Origin of the sequence: Actinomadura rubrisoli, from assembly GCF_004349215.1 — a bacterium.
In the GTDB taxonomy this organism is placed as follows: Bacteria; Actinomycetota; Actinomycetes; order Streptosporangiales; family Streptosporangiaceae; genus Spirillospora; species Spirillospora rubrisoli.
Genome location: NZ_SMKU01000120.1, coordinates 1 through 24,884, shown reverse-complemented (window position 1 = coordinate 24,884; position 24,884 = coordinate 1). Strand labels below are relative to the sequence as shown.

General features: G+C 72.4%; 22 protein-coding genes and 1 pseudogene. 9 read left to right on the top strand and 14 right to left on the bottom strand.

The window, feature by feature from the left end; translation table 11 throughout:
- A partial coding sequence (locus tag E1298_RS22265; RefSeq protein ID WP_131896276.1) for a maltotransferase domain-containing protein occupies positions 1–1,177 on the bottom strand: 1,177 nt, incomplete at its 3' end.
- Between the two features lie 144 nt (positions 1,178–1,321).
- Between E1298_RS22265 and E1298_RS22260 the strand changes: the two genes are divergently transcribed.
- From E1298_RS22260 to E1298_RS22245, 3 genes are all read left to right on the top strand, one after another.
- A complete protein-coding gene (locus E1298_RS22260; RefSeq protein ID WP_131896274.1) occupies positions 1,322–2,095 on the top strand; it encodes a peptidoglycan recognition protein family protein in 774 nt (257 codons plus the stop codon).
- Positions 2,096–2,815: 720 nt separating this feature from the next.
- A complete protein-coding gene (locus tag E1298_RS22255) occupies positions 2,816–3,193 on the top strand; it encodes a hypothetical protein (RefSeq protein WP_131896272.1) in 378 nt (125 codons plus the stop codon).
- A 233-nt stretch (positions 3,194–3,426) separates the two neighbouring features.
- Positions 3,427–4,416 carry an epimerase gene (locus E1298_RS22245; RefSeq protein WP_131896270.1) on the top strand — a complete coding sequence of 330 codons (990 nt, stop codon included), beginning with the start codon at positions 3,427–3,429 and terminating at the stop codon, positions 4,414–4,416.
- Positions 4,417–4,434: 18 nt separating this feature from the next.
- Here E1298_RS22245 and E1298_RS22240 read toward each other — a convergent pair whose 3' ends face one another.
- The 9 genes and pseudogenes from E1298_RS22240 to E1298_RS22200 form a co-directional block, all read right to left on the bottom strand.
- Positions 4,435–5,682 carry a glycosyltransferase gene (locus tag E1298_RS22240; RefSeq protein WP_131896268.1) on the bottom strand — a complete coding sequence of 416 codons (1,248 nt, stop codon included), beginning with the start codon at positions 5,680–5,682 and terminating at the stop codon, positions 4,435–4,437.
- An 81-nt stretch (positions 5,683–5,763) separates the two neighbouring features.
- Positions 5,764–6,093: a histidine phosphatase family protein gene (locus E1298_RS51255; protein ID WP_131896266.1), complete on the bottom strand. Its 330-nt coding sequence runs from the start codon at positions 6,091–6,093 to the stop codon at positions 5,764–5,766.
- 14 nt (positions 6,094–6,107) lie between these two features.
- A pseudogene (locus E1298_RS51250) lies at positions 6,108–6,407 on the bottom strand (phosphoglycerate mutase family protein); the annotation flags it as partial.
- A gap of 143 nt (positions 6,408–6,550) precedes the next feature.
- A complete protein-coding gene (locus E1298_RS22225; RefSeq protein ID WP_131896262.1) occupies positions 6,551–7,294 on the bottom strand; it encodes a copper homeostasis protein CutC in 744 nt (247 codons plus the stop codon).
- The gene (locus E1298_RS22220; RefSeq protein ID WP_131896260.1) at positions 7,291–8,244 is read right to left on the bottom strand and encodes an asparaginase; all 954 of its coding nucleotides are present in this window, start codon (positions 8,242–8,244) and stop codon (positions 7,291–7,293) included. Before E1298_RS22220 ends, E1298_RS22225 begins: the two co-directional genes overlap by 4 nt.
- A 2-nt stretch (positions 8,245–8,246) precedes the next feature.
- The gene (locus E1298_RS22215) at positions 8,247–9,089 is read right to left on the bottom strand and encodes an amino acid ABC transporter permease (protein WP_131896258.1); all 843 of its coding nucleotides are present in this window, start codon (positions 9,087–9,089) and stop codon (positions 8,247–8,249) included.
- Entirely contained in the window at positions 9,086–9,730 is a 645-nt protein-coding gene (locus E1298_RS22210) for an amino acid ABC transporter permease (protein WP_131896256.1), read from the bottom strand. Before E1298_RS22210 ends, E1298_RS22215 begins: the two co-directional genes overlap by 4 nt.
- 16 nt (positions 9,731–9,746) lie before the next feature.
- On the bottom strand, positions 9,747–10,682 hold the full coding sequence (locus tag E1298_RS22205; protein ID WP_243725730.1) for a glutamate ABC transporter substrate-binding protein: 936 nt from the start codon (positions 10,680–10,682) through the stop codon (positions 9,747–9,749).
- Between the two features lie 53 nt (positions 10,683–10,735).
- Positions 10,736–11,464 (bottom strand): amino acid ABC transporter ATP-binding protein, encoded by a 729-nt coding sequence (locus E1298_RS22200; protein WP_131896280.1) that lies wholly within the window; start codon positions 11,462–11,464, stop codon positions 10,736–10,738.
- Positions 11,465–11,580: 116 nt separating this feature from the next.
- Between E1298_RS22200 and E1298_RS22195 the strand changes: the two genes are divergently transcribed.
- Together E1298_RS22195 and E1298_RS22190 are read left to right on the top strand one after the other, a co-directional pair.
- On the top strand, positions 11,581–12,738 hold the full coding sequence (locus E1298_RS22195; protein ID WP_207944774.1) for an ROK family protein: 1,158 nt from the start codon (positions 11,581–11,583) through the stop codon (positions 12,736–12,738).
- Positions 12,739–12,882: 144 nt separating this feature from the next.
- Positions 12,883–13,224, top strand: coding sequence for an FAD-dependent monooxygenase (locus E1298_RS22190; protein ID WP_341770639.1), 342 nt, complete (start codon positions 12,883–12,885; stop codon positions 13,222–13,224).
- Here the strand turns inward: E1298_RS22190 and E1298_RS22185 are convergent.
- Positions 13,204–13,542: an STAS domain-containing protein gene (locus E1298_RS22185; protein ID WP_165975600.1), complete on the bottom strand. Its 339-nt coding sequence runs from the start codon at positions 13,540–13,542 to the stop codon at positions 13,204–13,206. The two genes, E1298_RS22190 and E1298_RS22185, sit on opposite strands and share 21 nt — an antisense overlap.
- Before the next feature lie 201 nt (positions 13,543–13,743).
- Here E1298_RS22185 and E1298_RS22180 point away from each other — a divergent pair, with 201 nt between their 5' ends.
- Positions 13,744–14,448: a nitrilase-related carbon-nitrogen hydrolase gene (locus E1298_RS22180; RefSeq protein ID WP_131896252.1), complete on the top strand. Its 705-nt coding sequence runs from the start codon at positions 13,744–13,746 to the stop codon at positions 14,446–14,448.
- A gap of 105 nt (positions 14,449–14,553) precedes the next feature.
- On the opposite strand, the gene E1298_RS22170 is transcribed toward E1298_RS22180, so the two are convergent.
- Both E1298_RS22170 and E1298_RS22165 read right to left on the bottom strand, forming a co-directional pair.
- Entirely contained in the window at positions 14,554–14,757 is a 204-nt protein-coding gene (locus tag E1298_RS22170; RefSeq protein ID WP_131896250.1) for a hypothetical protein, read from the bottom strand.
- Between the two features lie 267 nt (positions 14,758–15,024).
- On the bottom strand, positions 15,025–18,435 hold the full coding sequence (locus E1298_RS22165; protein ID WP_131896248.1) for an RHS repeat-associated core domain-containing protein: 3,411 nt from the start codon (positions 18,433–18,435) through the stop codon (positions 15,025–15,027).
- A gap of 773 nt (positions 18,436–19,208) precedes the next feature.
- Here E1298_RS22165 and E1298_RS22160 point away from each other — a divergent pair.
- Positions 19,209–19,481 (top strand): sulfurtransferase TusA family protein, encoded by a 273-nt coding sequence (locus E1298_RS22160; RefSeq protein WP_131896246.1) that lies wholly within the window; start codon positions 19,209–19,211, stop codon positions 19,479–19,481.
- 250 nt (positions 19,482–19,731) lie between these two features.
- Positions 19,732–20,715, top strand: coding sequence for a hypothetical protein (locus E1298_RS22155; RefSeq protein WP_131896244.1), 984 nt, complete (start codon positions 19,732–19,734; stop codon positions 20,713–20,715).
- 14 nt (positions 20,716–20,729) lie between these two features.
- Here the strand turns inward: E1298_RS22155 and E1298_RS51245 are convergent, their stop codons facing one another.
- Positions 20,730–23,630 carry a helix-turn-helix transcriptional regulator gene (locus E1298_RS51245; protein ID WP_131896242.1) on the bottom strand — a complete coding sequence of 967 codons (2,901 nt, stop codon included), beginning with the start codon at positions 23,628–23,630 and terminating at the stop codon, positions 20,730–20,732.
- 122 nt (positions 23,631–23,752) lie between these two features.
- Here E1298_RS51245 and ligD point away from each other — a divergent pair, with 122 nt between their 5' ends.
- Positions 23,753–24,709 carry a non-homologous end-joining DNA ligase gene (gene ligD, locus E1298_RS22145; protein ID WP_131896240.1) on the top strand — a complete coding sequence of 319 codons (957 nt, stop codon included), beginning with the start codon at positions 23,753–23,755 and terminating at the stop codon, positions 24,707–24,709.
- The last annotated feature ends 175 nt before the right edge of the window (positions 24,710–24,884 follow it).

Below are 24,884 nucleotides of genomic sequence, written 5' to 3'. Positions count from 1 at the left end.
GGTTGTCGACGCGGAAGATGCGGATGCCGTGGCCGATCCAGTGTTTGATGATGCGGTGGATCTCGGTGTAGAGGCCGTCGGGGTCGTTGTCGAAGTTGAGGGGGTAGATGTCCTGGTATTTCTTGGGTGGGTTCTCGGCGTGGGCGATGGTGCCGTCGGCGCGGGTGGTGAACCATTCGGGGTGCCGGGTCACCCAGGGGTGGTCGGGCGAGCACTGCAACGCCAGATCCAGCGCCACCTCCATCCCCAGGTCGCGCGTGTAGCCCACGAACGCGTCGAAGTCGTCCATCGTCCCCAGCTCGGGGTGGACGGCGTCGTGCCCGCCCGCTGACGACCCGATCGCCCAAGGGGAGCCGGGGTCGCAGGGTCCCGCGTCCAGGGTGTTGTTCGGGCCCTTGCGGAAGGTCGTCCCAATGGGGTGGATCGGCGGGATGTAGACGACGTCGAAACCCATGTCGGCGATGGCGGGCAGCCGTTTCATCGCGGTGCGGAGCGTCCCCGACCTCGGCCCCTTCCGTCCCATCAGGTTGAACGAGGCGCCCTCTGAACGCGGGAAGAACTCGTACCACGCCCCGGTCAGGGCCCGCCGCCGGTGCACCACCAGCGGGAACCAGTCGCTCACCGTCTCCAGATCCCGCAGCGGATGGCGCTCCAGCACGTCCAGCACGTCGGGGGCGGAGGCCGCCGCCAGCCGGTCCGCGACGGGGACGGTCTCGTCCGCCATCACGCGGGTGAGGCGCGCGAGGACGCGGCGCTCCTTCGCGGGCGCCTGCCGGGCGGCGCGCATGAACAGGGCCACGCCCTCGGCCATCATGAGCTCGACATCGTGGCCGCGCGGGATCTTGATGCCGGCGTCGTGCCGCCAGTGCGCGATCGGGTCTCCCCAGGCCTCCACGCGGAACGACCATGCGCCCTGCTCCGTCGGCGTCACCAGCGCCGCCCACCGGTCCAGCCCCTGACCCACCTCGGCCATCCGCGACCCCGGCAGCTCCTCGCCGTCCGGAGACCGCAGCACCACCGCCGCACCCAACATCTCGTGGCCCTCGCGGAACACCGTCGCGCCGACCTCGATCGTCTCGCCCACCACCGCCTTGGCAGGCCACCGGCCGCCGTCCACCACCGGCGCCACGTCCAGGATCGGGATGCGGCCGAGGTCGGCCTCCAGCTTCACTTGCATTCCCCTGCTCCCACCCGTCCGCGCTGTACCAAGGCATCCATGCCCTATCCACAAGCCTCCGCCGCCCCATCGGCCACAAGATCGTGTAAAGATCATCCAGACGGCGGCAATCCGGTCCGGCCGCCCCTACCGGAAAGGAAGATCATGTCCAACGACACGGGAATCGGGCGCCGGAGGCTCCTGGCCGGCGCGGCCACCCTCACCGGGGGAGCCCTGCTGGCCCCGGCCCTCGCCCGTCCCGCCCTGGCAGGGCAGCCCCGCTCCGCGCCCCGCGTCCACCCGCGCCTGGACTGGCAGGCCCGCGCGCCCAAGGCCGCCGCCACCGTGCTGCCCACCGGCCCCGACCACATCGTGGTGCACCACACCGCCTCGGAGAACGCCACCGACTACTCCCTTGAGCATGCCTACGAGTTGTCACGATCCATCCAGAAGGCCCACATGGACGACAACGGCTGGGACGACATCGGCGAGCAGCTGACCATCAGCCGCGGCGGCCACCTCATGGAGGGCCGCAACCTCAGCCTGGACGCCATCGCCAACCGGCAGCACGTCGTCGGCGCCCACACCCTCGGCCACAACTCCCACACCATCGGGATCGAGAACGAGGGCACCTACATGACCGAGACGCCCACGCCCCGACTGCTGGTGCAGCTCACCCTGACCTGCGCATGGCTGTGCAGGACCTACGACCTGAACCCCCACGACGCGATCGTGGGCCACCGCGACTACAACAACACGGCCTGTCCCGGAGACCGGCTGTACGCGCTGCTTCCGAAGCTGCGCACGGCCGTCGCGGCCATCCTCAGCCTCCCGCGTCCCGAGCACGAGAACCGCCCGCACAACGACGGCCCCCGCCCCGGCCCCAAGCGCCGCTTCGACCACGGTCCCGCCCTGGAGCGCTCCAGCCGCATCCGCTGACCCCGTGGCCGATCGCTGAGAAGCGCCGCCGGATCCTTGAACATGTGCAAGGAGGTGTAGTCACCCGACCCGAGGACACTGGTCACGCTAGACCCGGGCGAGATGACCGCGATGGTCGTCGGTTCCATGGTCATCGGCACGAACGACCGCGCGCCGAGTCCCAGCAACTCGGATCTCTTGCCCACGAGATCGCCTTTCCGTGTCGGGCGGATCATCGATACTCGATCTCGTACCAAAGTCGTACGGCCCGCTGGCGTCGGTAGAGTCGCCCCAGATATGCGAGAGCGCGTGGACGATGATGAGCCCGCGCCCGCATTCGGCGGACAGCCGGCCCACATTCCGGACCCGCGGCCCCTCGCCGTCGTCCGGACACAACTGCCCGGCGACCAGATACCAGATCTGGCCCGGCTCGGACGTGCGGCCGCCCACCCACCCGACCGATGAAACCCGAAGGTCGGCTTCTTGTGTCTGGCCGCCGCCCTGGATGTACCGCCTGGCGTGAACAAAGCGACCGGCAAAGCCATTGACAGGACGTGCCGGGGTTGCGGGGGGACTCGGCAGGGCGCATGATCTGCGCTATGGCGACACGAAAGGGCCATGCCGCGTAGGCGCCCGCATGAGCTCAGAACCGGACGACGCGTTCGGCGTGTCCGGGGTCCGCAGGCGATCCAAGATGATGGGGACTGGATCGCGCTGCGAGTCTTCCGCTCCAGCCCTCCGGTGCTGGGCGGTGTCCACGTCCTGATCGAGGTCAACGGCGTGCCGTTGCTGAATTCGTCCGATGTCAAGTATGGCCACGTCATCGGTGCGCATCCGGACCCGTTCTTCGCCTCCGGCAGCGCTCTGTTCTCCGGCAGGGAGGCCCCGGCGTTCCTGGCCGTAGGCGATCCGGTCGATTGCCGGCCCGAGTGTTGCGGCGTCGGGGCGCGGATCTGGAGGCGTGGTGATCGTGTTCGCTGGCGGCTGGACGGGGACCGCTGGAACCGTGACCAGCTGTCGGCGGAGCTGGAGTTCGATCGCGAGGAGTACCTGTTCGCGGTCGAGTGTGCCCGTGACGCATGGTTCGACGTGGTCAGAGGGCGTGGCGGTGTGATGTGAGACGGAGCGTCCCCGGCTCGATCACATGGCCGCGCCGGGACCTGGCAGCAGGTCCACGTCGGCCGCGTGCATCGGTTCGCCGCAGTGGGCGCAGCGCAGGTCGACGCCACTGATCTCACCGCACGCGTGAGGAGTGGGTCGTCGCGCTCATCGGGCCTGAGCGGCAGCGGAGCGTGGTTTGAACGTGTTCAACTCTTTGAGCTAGGCTCGTCCCAGCACCGAGGGGGAGCCCGATGAAGGTAGTGATTCCCGGGGGGACCGGGCAGGTCGGGACGGTCTTGAACCGTGCGCTGAGCGCCGCGGGCCACGAGGTCGTGGTCTTGACCAGGCGGCCGGTGCGTGACCGCGAGGTGTGCTGGGACGGTGCGACCCTGGGCCCCTGGGCCGAGGAGATCGACGGCAGCGACGTCGTGATCAACCTGGCCGGGCGCAGCGTCAGCTGCCGGTACACCCCGGTCAACCTGCGGGCCATGATGGATTCGCGCGTGGACTCCGCCCGGGTGGTGGGGGAGGCGATCGGAGGTGCCGCGCGGCCTCCGCGCGTCTGGTTGCAGATGAGCACCGCCACCGTCTACGCCCACCGCTTCGACGCGCCCAACGACGAGGCGACCGGCGTCATCGGGGGCGCCGAACCCGGCGTCCCGGGCTACTGGGCCTACAGCGTCGAGATCGCCAAGGCGTGGGAGCGGGCGCAGGAGCGGGCCGAGACCCCCGGCACCCGCAAGGTCGCCCTGCGCTCGGCCATGGTGATGAGCCCCGATCGCGGCGGCGTCTTCGACGTGCTGCTGTGGCTGGCGCGGCTCGGCCTCGGCGGCCCTGTCGCGGGCGGCGCGCAGTACGTGTCCTGGATCCACCACCGCGACTTCGTCCGCGCGATCGAGTTCCTTGCCGCCCGGGACGACATCTCCGGGCCGGTGAACCTCGCCGCCCCCGGTCCGCTGCCGCAGCGCGCGTTCATGCGCGCGCTGCGCGTCGCGTGGGGCGTCCCCGTGGGACTGCCCGCGACGAAGGGGATGGCGGAGTTCGGAGCGCTCGCGCTGCGCTCGGACACCGAACTGCTGTTGAAGAGCCGCCGCGTCGTCCCGGGCCGCCTGCTGGAAGCGGGGTTCGCCTTCGATCACGTGCAGTGGCCGGAGGCCGCCGACGACCTCGTACGGCGCGTGCGCCGCAGACGCGGCGGGCCGGAGCCTGACGCCATTGGGCGTGATGTGGACTGCTCATGACGCTTACCGCGGACGGGCTCAGTGTGTGCGTACGGTGCCGTAGACGGCCCGGTACATCCGCTGGATCCCGTCCACCCAGTGCTCGGCGGTCAGACCGTCGGCCACCCGGTCCAGGCACGCACGGTGGTAAGCGCCGGGTCCGCGGTCGAGTACGCCGGCCACTGCGGCGGCGATGGCGTCGGGGTCGCGGGGCGGGACGCGGTCCCCCACGCTCTCATCGCCGACGATCCACGCCAGCCCGCCCACGTCCGCGACGACCGCCGGGACGCCGCAGGCCAGCGACTCGACGGCGACCAGCCCGTAGGGCTCATAGCGGGAGGGCGCGACGGTGACGTCGGCGGCGCTGTAGTAGGCGGCGGTCTCCTGCTGCGGGACCGAGCCCGCCATGAGGACCTGGTCTTGCAGCCCCAGCTCCCGTATCGCCGTGAGCGCGGCGGCGGAGTCGGCATCGGTCCGGTGCCGGGTCCCGCCGACCACCACCAGCCGCGTCCGCGGGTGCGCGCGAAGGATGGCCGGCATGGCTGCGATCAGGTCGGCCAGGCCCTTGCGGGCCTCCAGCCGCCCGGTGAACAGCACGATGGGGACGTCTGCGGGCAGGCTGGTCCGCTGCCGGGCCTCGCGCCGGTCCAGCGGCCGGTGGACGGTGGTGTCCACGCCGGGAGGAACGGTGTGCAGCCGTTCGGGCGATGCGCCCAGCATCTGCTGCTGGTCCTCGGCATCGCCGGGGTAGTAGGCGGTGAGGGCGTCGGCCTGCCGGGCCAGCGTGCACTCGGCCCTGTGCCGGTCGGCGAACAGGGCTTCCTGCGCGGCGCCGGGGTCGCCGTCGAGCGAGGCCCGGCGCACCGCGCCGATCGACATGTGGCTGTGCGCCAGAGGAGCGCCGTACTCGCGGGCCAGGTGCAGTCCCGTCAGCCCGGAGTACCAGTAGTGGCTGTGGACCAGGTCGTAGCCGCCCGCCACGCGCCACGCCGCGTCGGCCTGCTGGATGAACTCATCCAGGACCTCGCCGAACCGGTCCCGCGGCCATGGGCCGGCCGGGCCGGCCTGGACACGGATCACCTGGGCGCCCGGGGTGATCTGCTCCCGCACCGGCTGTGCGGGGCTGTCGGCGCGGCACAGTACGTCGGTCTCGGCCCCCAGGCGGGCGAGCCGGGTGGCCAGTTCTCGGACGTAGACGTTCTGGCCTCCCTGGTAGCCCACTCCTGGGGTGGCGAGGGGGTCGGCGTGTTCGGAGATGAGCAGGATGCGTCGGGGAGAAGAAGACATGTCAGGGGAGTGGCCACCACGGAACGCATCCACCGTTACACAGAGTGATACCGGACTGTCGTGGAGGCCAGGCGCGCGGCCTCAGCCGGCCGACGGCAGCCGCTGGACATCGTTATGTGAGACCAGCTGCCAGTCGGCGCCGAGATCGGGGCGGGCCGGCTCAAGCGCCTCCACCCGCCAGCGCGTCACGCTCGCGTGGCCCACCGCCAGGCCGAGCGGGGCCGGCCATCCGACCGGCAGGCCCCAGAGCACATGGTGGACGGCGTTGACGGTCTCGCCGTGGGCGACCACGAGGCATCGCCGCCAGCCTGCCGCGCGGACCAGCGCCGACAGGGCCGCGGCGATCCGCCGCACGAAGTCGTTCCAGGACTCGGCTCCAGGCGCGGGCACCCGATGCGGACTATGGCGCACATCTCATCGTGCACGGCGGGCACACCCACCGCCTCTTGGACGATCGCGGCCGTCTCGGCGGCACGGCGCCGCGGGCTCGCCACGAAGCAGTCGATTCCCTGCCCGGCCTCGCTCAGAGTCCGCAGCCGGCCGGCCAGCGCCGCGGCCTGCGCGCGGCCGAGCGGCGTCAGGCCGCGGCAGCCGACCGCACCTCCCACCACACCGGCCACGTTGCACCATGCCTCGGCGTGCCTGACCAGCAGCAGCTCGGTGCCGGGCGCCGCGGTGACCGGCGCCGGCCGGTGCAGCGGTGTACCTGCCGGATGGGTGTCCATCACCTGCTCACGATGGTCGCGCATGTCTGCAGAACCCTACCGACTCATTCGCGGCCCTCTTCCTCACCGGATGGAGACGTTTCCGGCGCCGCACGGTCGGAGGCGGCCACTCGAATCACCGCGGAGCGCCGCGGGCCGGGGGCCTATGGGGCGGCGTTGATGACGGTGGCGATGGCCGGTGCGGTGGTGACCTGGCGCTGGTACTCGGGGCGCCGCAGCTCGCCGCCCATGAAGGGGTACGGGTTGCGGTGGACGGCCGGGCTGGGCTCGTCGGAGAGCGCGGCGAAGTGGATCTCGCGGGCGCCGGTCGCCTGGACGATCCGGGCGATGTTGCGGCCGGTGACGCCGCCGCCGGGCATCACGACGATCCGGTCGCCGGCGCGTTCCACCAGCTCGGCGATCAGCGGGGCGCCCTCCAGGACGCTCACGTCCTGGCCGGAGGTCAGAACCCGGTCCACGCCGAGGTCGACGAGGGTCTCCAGGGCGGCGAACGGGTCGGCGGCCATGTCGAACGCGCGGTGGAAGGTGACCGGCAGGCCGTCCGCCGCCGCGATGAGCCGCTCGGTGACCGGGCGGTCGATCCCGCCCTCGGCGGTGAGCGCGCCGATGACCACGCCGTGCGCGCCGGCCTCGCGGGCGAGGACCACGTCGTGCTCCATCGCCGCGACCTCGTGCCCGTCGAAGATGAAGTCGCCGCCGCGCGGGCGGATGATGACGTGCACCCGGATCGAGGAGACGGCGGCGAGCGCGGCGCGGACCGTCCCGAGGGTCGGGGTGAGGCCGCCCTCGAACAGCGCCGCGCACAGCTCCACGCGGTGCGCGCCCGCCTTCTCGGCGGCGATGGCGCCCGCGACGCTGTCGATGCAGATCTCGTAGGTCAGGCTCACTGGCGTCCTTCCGGGGTCGTGCGGATCTCGCCGACGGGACGTCCGCCGCCGAGGACCGGGACGGTGCCCAGCGCGGCCGCCGGGACGGTGTCGGCGCCGAGCGCGGCGAGCGCGCGCAGCGCGATGGCGGTGGTGGCGCGGGGGCTGCCGTCGATGACCTTCACCGCGACGGCGTGGCCCTCGCGGGTGGCGGCGATGAGCACGCCCTCCGCGCCGCCCTTGGCCACCGAGCCGGGCAGCGCCCGCATGAACTCGGTGTTGGCGTGTCCCGTGCCGCCGACGTACTCGGGGTGGGCGCGCATCGCGTCCGCCACGGCGCGGAGCGGCCCGTCCTCGGCCAGGACGAGGGACCGCGCGGCGCGGGCCAGGCCCGCGAGGGTGAGCCCGAACAGCGGCGCGCCGCATCCGTCCACGGCCACCGGGGACGGGTTCTCGCCCGCCGCGTCGCCCATCGTCGTGCGGACGCCCTGCTGGAGCGGGTGCCCGGGGTCGAGGTAGGTCTCCAGCGGCCATCCGTTGGCGGCGCAGGCGGCCAGCATCGCGGCGTGCTTGCCGGAGCAGTTCATGCGCTCGCGCGACTCGTCCTGCCCGGCGCGGATCATCGCGGCCTTGGTCGGCTCGTCCTCGGGCCACGACGGCGGGCACTGCAGGGCGCCCCCGCGGAGCCCTGCGTCCGCCAGGATGGCCTCGACGGTCTTGACGTGGAAGTCCTCGCCGGTGTGGCTGCCCGCGGCGATGGCGAGGCGCTCGCCGGCCAGGGGCGCGCCCGCCGCCAGGCACGCCGCGGCCTGGAACGGCTTGGTCGTGGAGCGGGGCAGGACGGTCTCGCCCACGTGCCCGCGGGCGTAGGAGAGGGTGCCGCCCGGGGCGAGCCCGGCGACGCTGCCGTAGTGGCGGCTCTCGACGAACCCGTTCCGGACGACCTCGGCCAGAACTTCGTACATTCCCATCCTTAAGGGTTGGCGGTGGGCACCGCGGCGCGGACGGCGCGGGACGGGCGGGTGCGCTGGCGCGCCTCCAGCGTCCGCGCGAGCTTGGCCAGCGACGCGTTGATGACCAGGTAGATCAGGGCGACCACCAGGTAGGTCTGGATGAGCAGGTGGTTGTAGTTCGCCAGCACCTTGCCGCTGTAGAGCAGCTCGGAGTAGCTGACGACGTACCCGAGCGAGGTGTCCTTCAGCAGCCCGGCGGACTGGCTGACCAGCGACGGCAGGACGCGCCGCGCCGCCTGCGGCAGGACGATCAGCCGCATCGCCCGCCCTCGCGTCAGCCCGAGCGCGAGGCCCGCCTCCAGCTGGCCGCGCTCCACCGACCGGATGCCCGCCCGGAAGATCTCGGCGAACGCGGCGGCGTTGGACACCGCCAGCGGGGCGACGAGCTTCCAGAACAGCGGCAGGTCGACGCCGTACCGGGGGAGCGCGAACAGCACCACGTAGACCAGCAGCAGCGCCGGGATCGTCCGGACCAGCTCGACGTACGCGGCGGACGGCACGCGCAGCCACCGCGACGGCGACACCCGTCCGAGCGCGAGGACGATGCCCGCCGCCATGGCCAGCGCGATGGACACCGCGGCGGCCTCGGCGGTGGAGCGCAGCCCCTCCAGCAGGTACCGCCACATCGGCCACGTCCCGTACGGGCGCCAGCGGTCGGCGCCGAGCTGGCCGTTGTCGGCGAACTGACGCAGGGCCAGCGCGACGAGCGCGAGCCCCGCGAGGACCGACAGCGCGGTGGCGATCTGGATGCGGCGCCGGGCGCGCGGCCCCGGCTCGTCGAACAACAGGCGCGAGGTGCTCATCGCAGGATCGCCAGCTTCCGTTCGAGCGTGCCGGTCACCAGGCCGAAGATCCCCGACAGCGCCATGTACGCCAGTCCGGCGGTGACGAAGATCCAGATCGGCTGGGCCTCGGCCAGGTTGACCCGGTTCGCGGCGGCGGTCAGCTCGACCACTCCGACCGCCGCGGCCAGCGCCGTGTTCATCAGCGTCATGATCGCGATGTTGCCGAGCGGCTGGACGACCGTCCGCAGCGCCTGCGGCAGGACGACCAGCCGCAGCGACTGGACGAACGTGAGGCCGAGGGCCCGCGCGGCCTCGCCCTGCCCCGCCGGCACCGCGTTGATCCCGGAGCGGACCGCCTCCGCCATGTACGCCCCCTGGTAGAGGGCGATGACCACGGCCGAGGTGGTGAACAGCCCGGCCATGACGCCGATCTCGGGCAGCCCGAAGACGGCGAGGACGAGCCAGACCAGCAGCGGGACGTTCTGCAGCGTCTCGACGTAGGCCATGCCCGCGGCGCGGAGCACCCGGACGGGGCTGACCCGCATCGCGGCCACGGCGATCCCGGCCGCGAGCGCGCCCGCGAGGGACAGCAGCGTCAGCTCGACGGTCAGCAGCAGGCCGTCGCCGAACTCCGAGAGGTGGTCGGTGATGACGTTCATGGCGGGGCGGGTTCTCCTACTCCGAGCCCGGCGCGGACCCGAGCGCGGGCGGCTGCGGGGCCTCGCCCGGCACGACCGTCCCGATCGAGTTCTTCCAGACCTTGGCCCACAGCCCGGACGCCTGGATCTGCTTGAGCCAGTCGTTGACGAACGTCTTCATCTGCGCGTCGCCGTGCTTGAGCCCGATGCCGTACGGGTCGCTGGTGAACGGCTTGCCCTGGATCTGGATGGACGGGTCCTGCTTGGCGCCGGCGAGCAGCACGGCCTCGTCCTGCACGTACGCCTGCCCGCGGCCCTGCTTGAGGGCCTGGACGCACTCGGGGTCGCTGCCGAACGTCACGATCTTGGCGCCGGGCGCGGCCTTCTTGATCGCGGGGATCGCCGGGGTGTTGGCGCCAGCGATGACCGTCTTGCCCTTCAGGTCGGCGGGGGCCTTGATGCCCGACTCGCCCTTCTTGGTGGCGATGACGAGGCCGGAGCTGTAGTACGGCCCGGCGAACGCGACCTGCTTGGCACGTTCCGGAGTGATGCTGTAGGTCTGGAACACCACGTCGACGGTGCCGTTGGACAGCAGCGCCTCGCGCGTCTCCGACGCCGAGTTGACGATCTTCACCTCCGGCTTGCCGATGATGTACTTGGCCAGCAGCCGCCCGAAGTCGGCGTCCAGCCCCTCGACCTTCTTGCTGGCCGGGTTCTGCTGGGACAGCAGCGGCGCGTCCAGCGAGCCGCCGACGACGAGCCGCCCGCGCTTCTTGATCTTCTCCATGGTGGAGCCGGCGGGCAGGTTCGCGGCGACCGGGGCCGATGCGGCGAGGTCGTCCTTGGCGCCGCCGGCGCCGGGCACGGACGAGCCGGAGTCGTCGTCGCCGGAGCAGGCGGCCAGGCCGGCGAGGGACACTGCGGCGACCGCGGCAACCGCCGCCCGCCGCATCCCCGCGGGGGTACGCACCATGATCGTCAACCTTTCTCGGGGTGGGCGCGCGCCGCGGGGCGGCGCGCTGCGTTCTAGTGGCTGAGGACCTTGGCCAGGAAGTCCCGGGCCCGGTCGCTGGTGGGGGAGTCGAAGAAGGCCGAGGGCACGCCGGTCTCCACGACCTCGCCGTCGGCCATGAACACCACGCGGTCGGCGACCTGGCGGGCGAACCCCATCTCGTGGGTGACGACCACCATCGTCATGCCGTCGCGGGCCAGGCCCGTCATGACGTCCAGCACCTCGCCGACCATCTCGGGGTCGAGCGCGGACGTCGGCTCGTCGAACAGCATCGCCTTCGGGCGCATGGCGAGGGCCCGCGCGATGGCCGCGCGCTGCTGCTGCCCGCCGGACAGCTGGGCGGGCAGCTTGCCCGCCTGCTCGCCGATGCCCACGCGGTCGAGCAGCTCCCTGGCGTGCCGCTCCGCCTCCGCCTTGGAGACGCCGCGCACCCGCGTGGGCGCGAGCGTCAGGTTGTCCAGGACGGTCCTGTGCTGGAAGAGGTTGAACGACTGGAACACCATGCCCACGTCCGCGCGCAGCCGGGCGAGGGCCCGGCCCTCGGCGGGCAGGACCTCGCCGTCGAAGCGGACCTCGCCTTCGTCCGGCGTCTCCAGCCGGTTGAGGCACCGGCACAGCGTGGACTTGCCGGACCCGGACGGCCCGATCACCACGACGACTTCGCCCCGCGCGACGTCCAGGGACACATCGCGCAGGGCGGTGTGCCCGCCGAACCGCTTGTGCAGCCCGCGAACCTCGATCATTCGGTCACCCACGCTCTAACTTCCTTCGAAATCGAAGCCAAGATGCACAGTAGAGTGTCAAATCGACGTAAGTCAACGTATTGATGAACTAAGTTCGCGCATGCTATCTATCTGGGGTGCGCAACAGCAGAGACGACGGACCGGCGGCACTCGTGCGCCTGGTGGCGACCGGTCAGGCGGAGTCGCGGGCCGAACTCGCCCGCCTCTCCGGGCTCGCCGCCTCCAGCGTCTCGCTGCGCGTCGAGCAGCTCATCGCGGCCGGGCTCTTCGCCGAGGAGGGCGCCGGCGCCTCGCGGGGCGGCCGCCGTCCCCGCCGCCTGCGCCTCGCCCGCGCGGCGGGCGTCTTCCTGGTCGCCGACCTCGGCGCGCACCACGCGCGCCTCGCCGTGGTCGACCTCGCCGGGACGCCCCTCGCGCTGTCCGACCTCGCGTTCGACATCGCGGTCGGCCCCAAGGAGACGCTGACCTCGGTCATCGACGGCCTGCACGCCCTCGCCGCCGAGCACGGGCTGCGGGACGTCCCCGTCCGCGGCGTCGGCATCGGCCTGCCCGGCCCCGTCGACCCGGCCACCGGCCAGGTCGTCTCGCCCTCGCGGATGCCCGGCTGGAACGACTTCCCCGTCCGCGACTTCGTCGCCGGGCACGCCGGCGTCCCCGCCCTGGTCGAGAACGACGCCAACCTCATGGCCGTCGGCGAGCACCGCGCCGCCTGGCCCGCCCTCGACAACCTCATGGTCATCAAGCTCGGCAGCGGCATCGGCTGCGGCGTCATCGTGGACGGACGGCTCCACCGGGGCCGCGGCGCCGCGGGCGACATCAGCCACGTCCGGATCCTGTCCGAGGCGACCGTCGACTGCTCCTGCGGCCACCCCGACTGCCTGGAGGCCCACGCCAGCGGCGCCGCCCTCGCCGCGTCCCTCGCCGGGCACGGCATCGCGGTGGACACCCCGTCCGAGATCGTCGCGCTGGTCACCGACGGCGTCCCCCAGGCGACCAGCGCCGTGCGGACCGCGGGCCGCCTCATCGGCGACGTGCTCACCGCCCTGGTGAACTTCTTCAACCCCGACGCCCTGGTCATCGGCGGCAGCCTCTCCCTGGCCGAACCGCTCGTCGCCACCGTCCGCGGCGTCATCTACGAACGCTGCCTGCCGCTCGCCACCCGCAACCTGGAGATCGCCACGTCCCGCGCCGGACGCGACGCCAGCATCCTCGGCGCGGGCCACCTCCTCCTGGACGTGTCCGACACCTGGATCGACCAGGCCCTGGACCGCTGACGCGGCGGGGCCGCACAGCACGCGGACCGATGAGTCCGCCCGGCCGCGGAGGTCTCCATGGGGCCGGGCTCCGGGGCGTCTGTTCAGCACCGTGGATGGGTACGGGGGCCCCCGGGCCGCGATCGGCGCCGTACTGGGGCTACGGTGCGCCGGAACTTCCCTCTGGGAGAACCGATCCGGCTGTCGCGCTACCAGTTCCAGGCTCGGCAGGCCGAACGGTACCGGGACGGGCGGATCCTGCTGGCCGGCGATGCGGCTCATCTGTTCCCGGCGACGGGCGTGGGCCTCAACGCCGGAATGCTCGACACCGTCAACCTGGCCTGGAAGCCGGCCGCCGACATCCACGGCTGGGCGCCGTCCGGCCTGCTGGACACCTATCACCACGAACGCCACTTCGCGGGCGCACGCACCATGCTCCACATCCAAGCCCAAGTGGCGCTGCGGCGCGGGCCGCTCTGCGCGGGGTCAGTGTTGGGGGATGGCTAGTGCTTCGCGGGCGGTGGCGACGTCAGGGGCGATGGCGACGCGCCGGGGGAGGCCCGCCACGTCCGATATGCGCCGGACGATGCCGCGTGGTGGCAGGACGACCCACATCGGGACGCCGAGCTCCGTCGCCCGCATCTGCGACCGGGTGATGACGTTCAGCCCGTTGGAGTCGCAGAAGGTGCAGCCGGTCAGGTCGAGGATGAGGGCCGGCACCCCGGAGTCGAGCAACCCGACGGCCTGGCGGAGGATCGCCTCGCCGTTGCTCAGGTCGACCTCTCCGGGGAACGCCAGCACCCCGCAGGTCTCCGTGCTCTCCACTTGCGCTACTCCGAGGTTCATCGCTAGCCCCAAAGTCGATATTCATGTGGATGACAGCCGGGGGTACTCCACTGCGACTGTAAGCCCCAAAGCCGGACGAAACCTGCAAGAAATGGTCAAGTCTAGGGACTCGGTCCCCCATCGCTAGACTCGACGTGTTCACTCGGTTTGATGCCGATTCATGCCGATCGAGGGTTCCACGTGCGCAAACCGCTCATCATCGCCGTGGCCCAGCCGCGAATCGTTCCCCACGACGTCGCGGCGAACGCGATCGTGCACACCGCGGCGGTCCGTGCCGCGCGGGCCCGGGTCGTGGTGTTCCCTGAACTGTCACTGTCGGGTTACGAGCTCGACGCCTCCGCCATCGCGCCCGACGACCCACGCCTTGCGCCGATCGTCGAGGCTTGCGCGGAGACCGGCTCGCTGGCGCTCGCCGGCGCCCCGGTCGTGGGTGCGCGCGGCGAGGGGGACGCGATCGCTGTGCTGGCCATCGACACCGGGGTGACGGTGGCCTATCGGAAGATGTGGCTGGGCGACGAGGAGGCCGAGCGTTTCGCGCCCGGCGGGAAACCGGCCGTGCTGACCGTCGACGGATGGCGTCTCGGGCTTGCGGTCTGCAAGGACACCGGGGTCCCCGAGCACGCGTCCGACACTGCCGCCCTTGGCATCGACGTCTACGTCGCCGGACTCGTGAAACCCGAGGACGAGGCGTCCCAGCAGGACGCCCGCGCTCACCGCGCCGCCACCGCCCATCGCGTCTGGGTCGCGTTCTCCAGCTTCGCCGGTTCGGCCGGCGGCGGCATCGGCCGCGCCGCCGGCCGCTCCAGCATCCGCACGCCGGACGGTGTGGTCGTCGCCCAGGCGGGCCCGGAGGCCGGCGCGATCGTCCGCGCCGTCCTTCGCTGATTCGGGCCCGCCGGCTGAGATAGGTCGGCGGCGAGGACGCCGCCTTTGCCAAGAAGCTCGGTGACGCCCGCGAGATCGTGGTGTCCGGCCAGGAGCTAGCCCCGCTCAGCGGGGACGGTCACCCGTGCGGGTGCGCCGGGCGCGCCTGGTCTTCAGGTCCAGGACGAGCAACGGGACGAACAGGGCCAGCCAGATCACCCACACCCAGCCCGGGAGATCGGTGTCGCTGCTCCGGGAGTACCGCAGGAGAACGAGGGCGACGACGAACAGCGCCGCTGCGGCTCCATAGATCACCTTTTGCGGATTCACCCGATCCTCCCTCGCGATCCGTGGTGGCTGAGGTCTTCCCGTTGCGATCTCCCTTATGCGTCAACGGCGGCGGCCCCGGCTCACGAAGAAAACGATGAGTCCGATATTGGCGAGGACGAGGAGGACGATCAGCAGCACTGCGAGCACTTCTCCTGCGCCGATGGCCACGGCGGGTCCTTTCTCCGGCGGAAGTCGAACCGGTCATCGCTCGTTCCCCGGCCCCCGCGACCTACACGTCGCGGGGGCCGGGGAATCATGCGGCTCGCGTCAGCCCACCGCGTCCTCGACCTTCTTGCCGGCCAGCTCGCCGACGACCTCGCAGCCGGCGATGCCCGCGGCGCCCAGCCCGCCCGTCGCGTACACCGCGAGGGCCATGCAGCCCCCGGCCACGCCGACGCTGGTGGCCATTCCGGCGACGTCGGCCTGGGTGCTCTGGGAGACCGAGGTGTTGCCGTCGAGCAGGTCCCCGACCGCCCCGCCCATGGTCTTCCCGTCCTGGTAACTGCTGTAGGCGTCCCAGAGCTGCGTGAACAGCGCGCCGCTGGGGTCGACGTTGTTGATGGGATCGTCCCCGGCATAGGTGTAGCGATTGCCGTTTTGCGGATTGCCGATGTTGCTGATCGCGTCCTGCTGGGTGAAACGGCCTCGGCCGGCGTCATAGTAGCGCTGGCCGAGTTTCAGCAGGCCGCTGCCCGGCTCACTGAATCCGCCGGTATAGCGGATGAGGTTGACCGCCGATTGCCAGCCGTTGTCGGCGGTGGTCTCGCCGTAGGGCGCGTAGGTGTAGGACGCGGCCTGCGTGCCGGACGGCGACACGATCGAGGTCACCGACCCCAGGCCGTCGGTGCCGAAGGCGTAGGGGTTGCTGCCGTCGGAGTAGCCCAGGGGGGTTCCTCCGCTGTCGCGGATCAGCCAGTTGGTGCCGCTGCCCTGGCTGTAGGAGTCGATGCCCGCCGAGCCGGACTGGTCGGGGCGGCCGTAGACCACCGTGGTGCCCTTGGCGCTGACCATCTCGGTCTGGTCGGGACCCGCGTAGGCGTAGGGGATCGCCGTGGTCCCCTTGGTGAACTGGGTGGTCTGCCCTGCGGCGTTGTAGGTGCCCTTCAAGCCGCCGCTGCCGCTGGTCGCGGTCAGGTTGCCCGCGGCGTCGTAGGTCTCGCCCGCCGTGGTGGCCTGGTTGGCGGAGTTGAAGGTCAGGTTCTGGGTCTGGGAACCGTCGGTCTTGACCGTGGTGCGGTTGCCGTCGGTGTCGTAGCCGTACTCGTAGGTGTGGCCGGCGACGCTGGTGGCCTTGGTGAGGCGGTTGCCCTTGTCGTAGGTGTAGTCGCTGATCGTTCCGGTGACGTTGTTCCTGCTCCACTGCCGCAGCCCGGTGTCCTTGGCCTTGGCGGCGTCGCACGAGGTGGCGCCGCCGCGCTCGGAGTAGCAGTAGGAGACATCCGAGACGACCTTGCTGTCGTCGCCGGCGCGGGAGGTGACGATCCGGGTGACGCGGCCGGAGTCGTCGTAGCCGGTCCTGGTGTGCATGGACCAGTCGGTGCCGGAGGTCCTGTTGAAGTAGGTGTCGGTGCGGTTGCCGTCGTCGTCGTAGTCGAACTCCCACTTCTTGCCCGCGTAGTCGGTCATGGACGCCAGCAGGTTGCGGGTGCTGTGCACGTAGTGCAGCGTCCCGGCGGAGTTCAGCTGGTTGACCAGGTTCCCGGTCGCGTCGTACTGCCAGTCGATCTCGCCCCCGCCGGAGGTGGACTGCCTGGCGGACATCAGGTTGCGCTGGGTGTAGTCCCAGGTGGTGGTGCCGGTCGCGCCGGTCCGGGTCCGCACGTTCCCGGCCTTGTCGTAGGTGAAGGTGACCGTCGGGGTGCCGTCGGAGTAGGCGACGGTGAGGACCCGGTCGTCGTTGTCATAGGTGTAGGTGGTCTTCTTGCCGTTGCCGTCGGTCGCGGTGTCCAGGCGCCCGTACCCGTCGTAGGTGAATGTCTTCTTCCTCAGGCTGTTGCCGGACGGCGGGGTGACCGAGGTCAGCTGGTGGTTGCCGTCGTAGGCGTAGGTGGTGGAGTTGGACCCGTTGCCAGGGTCGGTCGCGTCCTTGACGGTGCCGTCGGGGTTGTAGCTCACCTTCGCCTCCGCGGCGAGGGCGTTCTTGGCCGACGAGAGGTTGCCCGGCCCGTCGTAGGTGAAGCTGGAGCTGTTGCCCTGGGTGTCGGTGCCGGCCGACGGCTGGTAGGCGGCCGTCGGGTTCTGGCCGGTCGGGGAGTTGCCGTAGGCCATGGAGGCCGAGGCGCCCGTCGGCGAGACCGACCTGGTCGGCGACTCGCCGCCGTTGGCGCCGAAGGTGTTGCTGGTCAGGCCCTGGTTGGCGTTCTGGTAGGTCTCGATGTCGCTGAAGGGCGTGTAGGACTTCGATCGGGTCTTGCCCGCCGCGTCGACGGTCTTGGTGACCCGGTCGTTGGCGTTGAGGGTGTAGGTGGTGTGCGGGACGTCCGCGACCGGCTTGGACTGGTCGGTGTTGGGGTCGGCCACCTGCGACCGGGTGTCGGAGGGGTAGGCGAGCCGCGTCACCTGGGCGGCCGATGAGCCGACCCGGGTCACCGACAGGACGCGGTGGTTCCCGTCGTAGGCGAGCCGGGTCACCGCGCCCTTGCCGTTGGTGATCGAGTTCAGGTTCCCGGACGCGTCGTAACCGAACTGGATCACTTCGCCGGCCGGTTCCTGGATCTTGGCCAGCCGGTTGGAGCCGTCGTAGGAGTAGGCCGCGATGCGGCTTCCTCCGCCCGCCTTGTCCTGGGTGTAGGAGGTGATGCGGTCACCGCCGTACATGCCGACCTTGATGACCCGGCCCGAGGTCTCGCCCTTGGGCTTGTAGGTGATGGTGGAGACGTGCCCGGAGGTGTAGCCGAAGTCGGTGGTGTTGCCGTTGCGGTCGGCCGTTTTGGTCGGCAGCCCCGCGGAGTCGAAGTGGGAGACCCGGCCCGAGCCGTGGTCGGTGTACTTCCAGCCGCCGCCGGACTGGGTGACCAGGTCGCCCTTGAACTCCTTGGGCGTGGTGTAGCCCGATCCCGAAGGCGTGAACACCCCGGAGGTCCCGTCCGGGCCGGTGTAGGTGACGGAGTTGTCGCTGTTCTTGTACAGCCGCACGTCCTGGCCCACCCGGGTGCGCCAGCCCGGCGAGATGACACCGGTCGGCGCGTCCGCGGCGTGCAGCAGGCTGTTGTAGGACGCGCCGGCTGTCACGTTCCCGCCGATGCCCGGCAGCGACATGTCGGTGGTCCGCACCATCGCGTTGCCCGATCCGACGTTCACCTTCAGTTGCAGGTAGTCGGCCAGTCCGAACGACAAGAACGTGCCATTGCGGACCGGGCCGACCCCGACGGGCACCGACGCGGCCGCGGGCGCGGCGGCGGCGCGGCCGTTGCCCGCGCCGGACGGCGCACGGGCGGGGAGGCGCGTCTTCGCCGCGTCCCCCACGGTGCCGGGGCTGGAGAGCCGGACTCCGCCGCGCGCGGACGGCCCGAGCCGTGGACGCGCGGCGTTCGGCGAGCCGATCTCCGGATAGAGCCGCTGGAACCGGTAGGGCTCGCCGCGCGGACGCGGCTCGGCCCCGGCCGCGCCGGGCGGCGCCGCGAGAGCCGCGGTGAGCAATGCCGATGTGGAGACCCACGCCGTGACACGTCGTCTCACGATTCTCCTCTGATGGTCGGTCGGCACTTCGCAAGAGTTCTGGCCAACTGAGCCGCTCCGCCGGACGCGCGGAGAATATGTGCGGGTGCCCGCCGGACTGTTGATCAGCTCGGCCCACCAAATGTCACTTCTTCGAGCTCTCTCGTCAAGAGCATTTTTCCGTGATGCGAAAATCACGAAGAGTGGGCCAATTCGCGCAGCATAAATGTGTTGCCGTTGAACGCGGCGTACCGGCGGAGCATTTGTGGCAGGCCGGTACGGTGGCGCGGAGCCCGACCAGGCGGAGGAAAAAATCGCAGGTCAGAGACCTCGCCCTAATGAAATCGGGCAGCCGCTGGTTGCCCGTCGATCGGCCGGACGGCCCGGAGGCGATGATTTCCTCCAGATGCCGTCCATTCGTTCATCGGCTACATCGAACCCCGTCTCCTCGGCGAGTGGTGAACGGCCGCATCGCGGAGCGCGATCCGTGTCCGACGGCGGATGGATCGGCGTGCCCCGTGCGGCCGCCAGTCCCTTAGCGGGGTTCGGGGACCAGCGCTTGCCAGAGGACAATTATCGTGATCGACGCGCCCCGCGGAAAGACTCCCTGCCGGAAAAGTGACCGGCGATGTAAATGGCCGGTCAAAAGGGCTGGTCGTCCCGTCGCGGGCGCCCGCGTCCGCATCCGGCCACGGCGGGGCGCCGCGCCGGTACCGCGCCGGCGTCCCTGCGGCGTGGGCGCGCGTCGAAGTCGTATATTTCAATCTCTAGGACGAAACGCGGGAGGCAGCCGGATGACCTCGGACCCGGTCGTGATCGACGGCGGCGACCGCTCCTGCGTGCGGCTCCTGCTGGAACTGCGCGGCCACATCGCCGACCTGCCCGCGGGCACCGTCGTCCATCTCATCGCCGGCGACCCGGCGGCGCCCATCGACCTCCCCGCCTGGTGCCACCTCACCGGCCACGCCTACCTGGGCCCGGTCGGGTCGGAGCCGCCCACCTACGCCCTCCGGGTCGCGGCCAGCCCCGTCCCGACGCACCCGACCTCGCCCTGGCGCCCCCGCTGACCGTCCCACGGCGGACACGCCGCCCGTGACCCGCGAAGATCTTTCTCGTTTCGTGGCCCCGGCTCCCGTGGCGGATCCGGGGCGGTGATACACATGCCCAAGAGCCAGATCGCCTACATCGTGCAGGCCGTCCGCGCGCCGCGCGATCCCGGGGGTGCTGTACGTGGACGTCGTGGCGGCCGGGCGATCTCGCGGGAGAAGGCGGGACGACGCGCTCCTGCATACGCTGGAAGGCTTATTCGTCATCCCGATGGAGCATCACCGGCCGGACACGGACCGCCGTTCCGCCGCCGCGATGCTCGCCTGCGACCCGTCCACGCTGTCCGCGCTCGTCCGATACGGGCTGCCCTGCACGGGTGAGCCCGGCCGGGAGCGGTTCGATTCCCGCGATCTGTTCAACCTCGCCCTGTACTCCGGGACGGGACGGACGGCCGTCGAACGGAACGTCGCCGCGGCCCTGGCCTGGACCCGCGCGTCCTGCGAGGAGCTGATCGCGCCCCGCGTGTCCAGCTTCGAGCTCCGCGTGGACTGCGCCGATCCGGACGGGTGCCGCCCCGACGCGCGCAATGCCCTGGCCCGTCCGAGGAAGGGCGCGTACGGCGGGACGGTCCGCAACGTCCGCGCGCGTCCGGCGGCCGGCGGGAACCGGAGCGTCCGCGCGCGCTCTGCCGGTGCCAGGCAGGGGGCGGCGGCGACCGCGCGCTCGTCCGGGCCCGCGCTGGCGCTGTCGGCCGTCCTCAGGACGGTGGGCGACTGCCCGGTCCTGCGCTCGCGCGGCCTGCGCGCCGTGCTGCGGGAGTTCATGGGCGCCGAGCTGCGCTGGCTCCGGCTCCCCGAGGCGCTGCGGGACGACGCGGACCGGCTCGTCCCGCGCGGGTTCGCCGGGTGCGGGGCGGCCAGCCGCTACCTGGAACGGCTGTGCCGCGAGGAGGGCATTCCCGCAACGACCCGGATCGGCTGGGTCGTCGGCCTGCCGGACCTCGTGCACGCCTGGCTGGAGGTCGAGGACGAGGACGGGGTGACCAAGGTCATCGACCCGTCGTTCGCGCTGCTGTCGGACCTGATCCCGCGCGCCAACCCGATGCTGCTCGACCCCGGCCTCGGCTTCCGGACGAACCGGCTGGTGCCGACCGGGCTCCACGTCGGCGGCGACGTCGCCTCGCACTCCTGCGGCGACGGCCGCCCGCACGCGCGGGTCACGACAAGGATCGTCCCGCTCCAGCTCGCGCCCTGACCACAGGCGGGCCGTCACTCGCCGTCGAACAGGTGCAGGCGGTGCGCGGTGGCGGCCGCCTCGCCGCGGCCGGACACGCCGAGCTTGCCCAGGATGTTGGAGACGTGGACGCTCGCGGTCTTGGCGGAGATGAACAGCGCCTCGGCGATCTCCCGGTTGGTGCGCCCCTCGGCGACGAGGCGCAGCACCTCCGCCTCGCGGCGCGTGAGGCCGAGCCCCGGGCCCGGCTCGCGGGCGGTCCCGTCGCCGAGGGTGACGCGCGCGCGTCGCGCCAGCCGGTCGATCTTCTCGCGGAGCGGTACCGCGCCCAGCCCGTCGGCCAGCCCGGCGGCGCGGCGGAGCCGTGCGGCGGCGGCGTCCCGGTCGCCGTCGGCGGCGGCCGCCTCCGCGGCCCGGGTGAGGGCGAACGCGATCGCGTGCGGCTCGTCCAGCGCGTCCCACGCCTTGGCCGCGGCCTCCCACTCGTCCCGGCAGGACGCGCCCTCGGCCCTGGCGGCCTCGGCGGCGAACGTCAGCCGGTGCGCCTCCTGCACCGGGCCGTAGACGCGGAGGCCGTCGACGCGGGCCCGGGCGGCGGCGAGCGGCGCGGTGTCGCCGAGGGCGGCGCAGGCGGTCGCCGCCGTCACCAGCGCGGGCAGCGCGTAGCGCGAGTCGTCCGGCAGGCCGCGGTCGGTCAGGACGGGGCCGAGCGCCTCCAGGGCCTGCGCCGGACGCCCGCGCGCCAGCGCGATGAGCGCCTCCAGCCGGCAGACCGGGAACAGGTCCTGGGCGCGGCGGGCGGCGCCGCGCCCGATCACCCCGCGCGCCTCCGCCGCGTCCCGGGCCGCCGCGCCGAGGTCGCCGCGGGAGGCCGCCACCTCGCCGGTCAGGAACTTCAGGCAGCCGCGCATGACGCTGGGCGGGTCCTGCGCGAGGGCCCGGCCGAGCACGGCGAGCGCCTCGTCCCAGCGGCCGAGCGAGAACAGCGGCTCGGCGGTGTTGAAGGCGAGGAACGTCCCGGTGGTCCGCGCCACCCCGTACTCCTCCGCCTTGACGATGCCGAGCGCGGCCACGTCGGCGGCCTCCCGGTGCCGCCCGTACATCTCCAGCACGTCCGCCTTGTTGGTGAGCGCGCGCAGCAGCGGCTCGAACGCCCGGATCTCCTCGGCCCGCTCGGCGACCCGGCCGGCGCGGAGCAGGAACGCCTCGGGGTCGTCGTCGCGGAACAGCTCGTCCCACGCCTTGCGGATGTCGACGTCGAGCTCGACCTGGACGTCGCCGACGGCCCGCGCGACCGCCATCGCCTCGTCCGCCGCCGCCCGCGACTCCTGGACCGTGCCGTGCAGCCCCACGGTGTGGAACGCCAGCGTCGCCAGCACGCGCGCCCGCGTCCGGCTGGGCGGGTCGGCGGGGACGATCCGAGCGGCCGCGCGGAGGTCGTCGACCGCGTCGTCCCGCCCGATCCGCATGCCCATCCGGCCGCGCCGCTCGTACAGCCGCGCGGCGCGCGCGGGGTCGCCGGACGCCTCGGCCAGCGCCGCCGTGGCGAGCCGCACGCCCGCCTCGCCCTCGCCGCCGAGCTCCGCCAGCATGACGGCGTCCTCCATCACGTCGGCGTGGGACCGGCCGATGCGCTCCTCCGCGTCCGGCACCCGGTCCCACAGCTCCAGCACGCGCGAGGCCATCCGCAGCGCCTCGGCGTAGGCGAGCGCCTTGCGGGTCTCGCCGACCGCCAGCCACGCGCAGGTCAGGGCGCGGACGGCGTCGTGCGCCGCGTGCCAGTGGTGGGCCAGCGTCATCGCGCGCTGCCGGTCCGGCATCAGCCCGGGGCGCTCCTCCAGCGCCTCGGCGTACCGGACGTGCAGCCGGGTGAGCTCGCCGGGCAGCAGGTCGTCGTGGACGGCCTCGCGGATCAGCGCGTGCCGGAACGCGTAGCCGTCGCCGTCCACCACGAGGATGTTGGACGCGACGGCGGGCCGCAGCCCGCGCGTCAGGTCCCGCTCGTCCGTCCCGGCGACCGCGGCCAGCAGCTCGTGCTCGATCCGCGCGCCGCCGCCGGACGCCACGCGCAGGATCTCCTGGGTGTCCTCGGGGAGCCGCTGGACGGCGCCGAGCAGCAGGTCGCGCAGCGACTCCGGCAGGTCGGGGCCGCCGCCCGAGCCGACGAGGGCCTCCACGAACAGCGGGTTGCCCTCGCTGCGCGCGAACACCTCGTCCAGGTCCCGGGCCGTCCACCGCTCGCCGAGGATCTCGCGGACGAGGTCGCTCACCTCGTCCCGGCCGAGCCGCGGGACCTCCACGCGCCGGACGCGCTCCAGCCGGTCCAGGCCGGTCAGCAGGGGGCGCAGCGGGTGGGACCGGTGCAACTCGTCCGTGCGGTAGGTGGCGATGACCAGCAGCGGGGCCGCGGAGCCGAGGTTGCGGACGAGGAACATCAGCAGGTCGCGGGTGGACCGGTCGGCCCAGTGCGCGTCCTCCACGACGAGGACGACCGGGCCGGCCGCCGCCAGCCGCTCCAGCAGCGTCAGGACCAGCTCGAACAGCCGGGCCCTGGCCTCGCCGGTGAAGGCGTCCCCGTCGGACTCCCCGAAGTCGGGCAGCAGCCGCCCGAGCTCGCCGCCCGCCCCCGCCGGCAGCAGGCCGCGCACGCCGTCCACGCCGATGTCGCGGACGAGGCCGCGCATCGCCGCGGTGAACGGCGCGAACGGCAGGCCCTCGGTGCCGAGCTCCAGGCAGCCGCCGACGAGCAGCCGCGCGCCCTCGGCCCGCGCCCGGCCGCCGAACTCGCTGATCAGCCGCGTCTTGCCGACGCCCGCCTCGCCGCCGAGCAGCACCGCCGACGGCGACCCCTCCCGCGCGGCGCGGAAGGCCGCGTCGAGCTCGCCCGACTCGCGGACGCGCCCGACCAGCACAGGACTTGTCGTGCGAGCGTTCACCGTCCAAGAGTGTGCCAGCAGTCGGCCCCGGAACGCACTCCCCAGGTCACCGGCGCGGGCGCGGTGTGCCGCCCGGGCCGTCCGCTCTGATCGCTGTCGGCGGGGCGTGCGAAGCTGAGGTGGTGAGCGCCGAAGAGGAACGCGACGGGGTGCGGCTGACCAACCTCGACCAGCCGCTGTTCGAGGGGGCCGGGGCGTCCAAGCGCGACCTGGTCGACTACCTGGACGCGGTCGCCGGCCGCATCCTCCCGCGGCTGGCGGGCCGTCCGCTGTCGGTGATCCGCGTGCTGCGCGGCCAGAAGCCGTTCATGCAGAAGAACGTCCCGAAGTACACCCCGTCCTGGGTGCGGACGGTGACGATGTGGGCCGAGACCTCCCAGCGCGAGGTCTCCTACGCCCTGTGCGACGACCGCCGCACGCTGCTGTGGTTCGCCAACCAGCGCGCGGTGGAGTACCACCCGCCGCTCGTCCGCGCGGGCGCCTTCGACCGTCCCACCGACCTCGTCCTCGACCTCGACCCGCCGTCGGGCGCCGCGTTCGGCTCCGCCGTCGCCGCCGCCCACCTGGTGCGCCGGGCGCTGGCCGGCGCGGGCCTGGAGGGCGCGGTCAAGACCAGCGGCGCCAAGGGCGTGCACGTGTTCGTCCCCCTCGACGCGCAGGCCCCGGTCGAGGACGTCGCGGCCGCCACCCGCGCAATCGCGGCCCGCGCCGAGCGCCTCGACCCCGCGCTCGCCACGACCGCCTTCATCCGCGAGGACCGCGCCGGCAAGGTGTTCCTCGACTCGACCCGCGCCGGCGGTGCGACGGTCGCCGCCGCCTACAGCCCCCGGATCCGCCCCGGCGTGCCCGTCTCGTTCCCCGTCCCATGGGACGAGCTCGACCGCGTCGAGCCGCGCGACTTCACCATCCGCACCGCCGCGCGCCTCCTGGAAGCCGCCGACCCCTGGACCGACCTGATGCCCGGCCCCCAGCGCCTCGGCCAAGACCTGATCGACGAGGGCCACACCATCCCGATCGCGCGCGTCCAAGCGATGCACGAAGGCAAACGCCGAGCCCGAGCCCGCCGCGAGACCCCCTAGGGCCTTTCTTGGGGGTCTTGTTCGTCGTGAGCGGCGTCCAGGTGCGTGCCTGGGCGTCGCGCGACAGAACGAAGATCCACCAGAAGTGCCCTGACCCAAGGCAGGCTGCCATCGCACCCCGTAACGGTCGTGAGGGGTGTGGCGGCTTCTGGTGGGGGTGGCGGTGGCCCTGTGG

Excerpts from the sequence above, each read along its gene's own strand:
- E1298_RS22260 (WP_131896274.1), top strand. The coding sequence starts at position 1,322 with ATGTCCAACGACACGGGAATCGGGCGCCGGAGGCTCCTGGCCGGCGCG.
- E1298_RS22245 (WP_131896270.1), top strand. The coding sequence starts at position 3,427 with ATGAAGGTAGTGATTCCCGGGGGGACCGGGCAGGTCGGGACGGTCTTG.
- E1298_RS22240 (WP_131896268.1), bottom strand. The coding sequence starts at position 5,682 with ATGTCTTCTTCTCCCCGACGCATCCTGCTCATCTCCGAACACGCCGAC.
- E1298_RS22220 (WP_131896260.1), bottom strand. The coding sequence starts at position 8,244 with ATGGGAATGTACGAAGTTCTGGCCGAGGTCGTCCGGAACGGGTTCGTC.
- E1298_RS22215 (WP_131896258.1), bottom strand. The coding sequence starts at position 9,089 with ATGAGCACCTCGCGCCTGTTGTTCGACGAGCCGGGGCCGCGCGCCCGG.
- E1298_RS22210 (WP_131896256.1), bottom strand. The coding sequence starts at position 9,730 with ATGAACGTCATCACCGACCACCTCTCGGAGTTCGGCGACGGCCTGCTG.
- E1298_RS22205 (WP_243725730.1), bottom strand. The coding sequence starts at position 10,682 with ATGGTGCGTACCCCCGCGGGGATGCGGCGGGCGGCGGTTGCCGCGGTC.
- E1298_RS22200 (WP_131896280.1), bottom strand. The coding sequence starts at position 11,464 with ATGATCGAGGTTCGCGGGCTGCACAAGCGGTTCGGCGGGCACACCGCC.
- E1298_RS22160 (WP_131896246.1), top strand. The coding sequence starts at position 19,209 with ATGACCTCGGACCCGGTCGTGATCGACGGCGGCGACCGCTCCTGCGTG.
- E1298_RS22155 (WP_131896244.1), top strand. The coding sequence starts at position 19,732 with ATGGAGCATCACCGGCCGGACACGGACCGCCGTTCCGCCGCCGCGATG.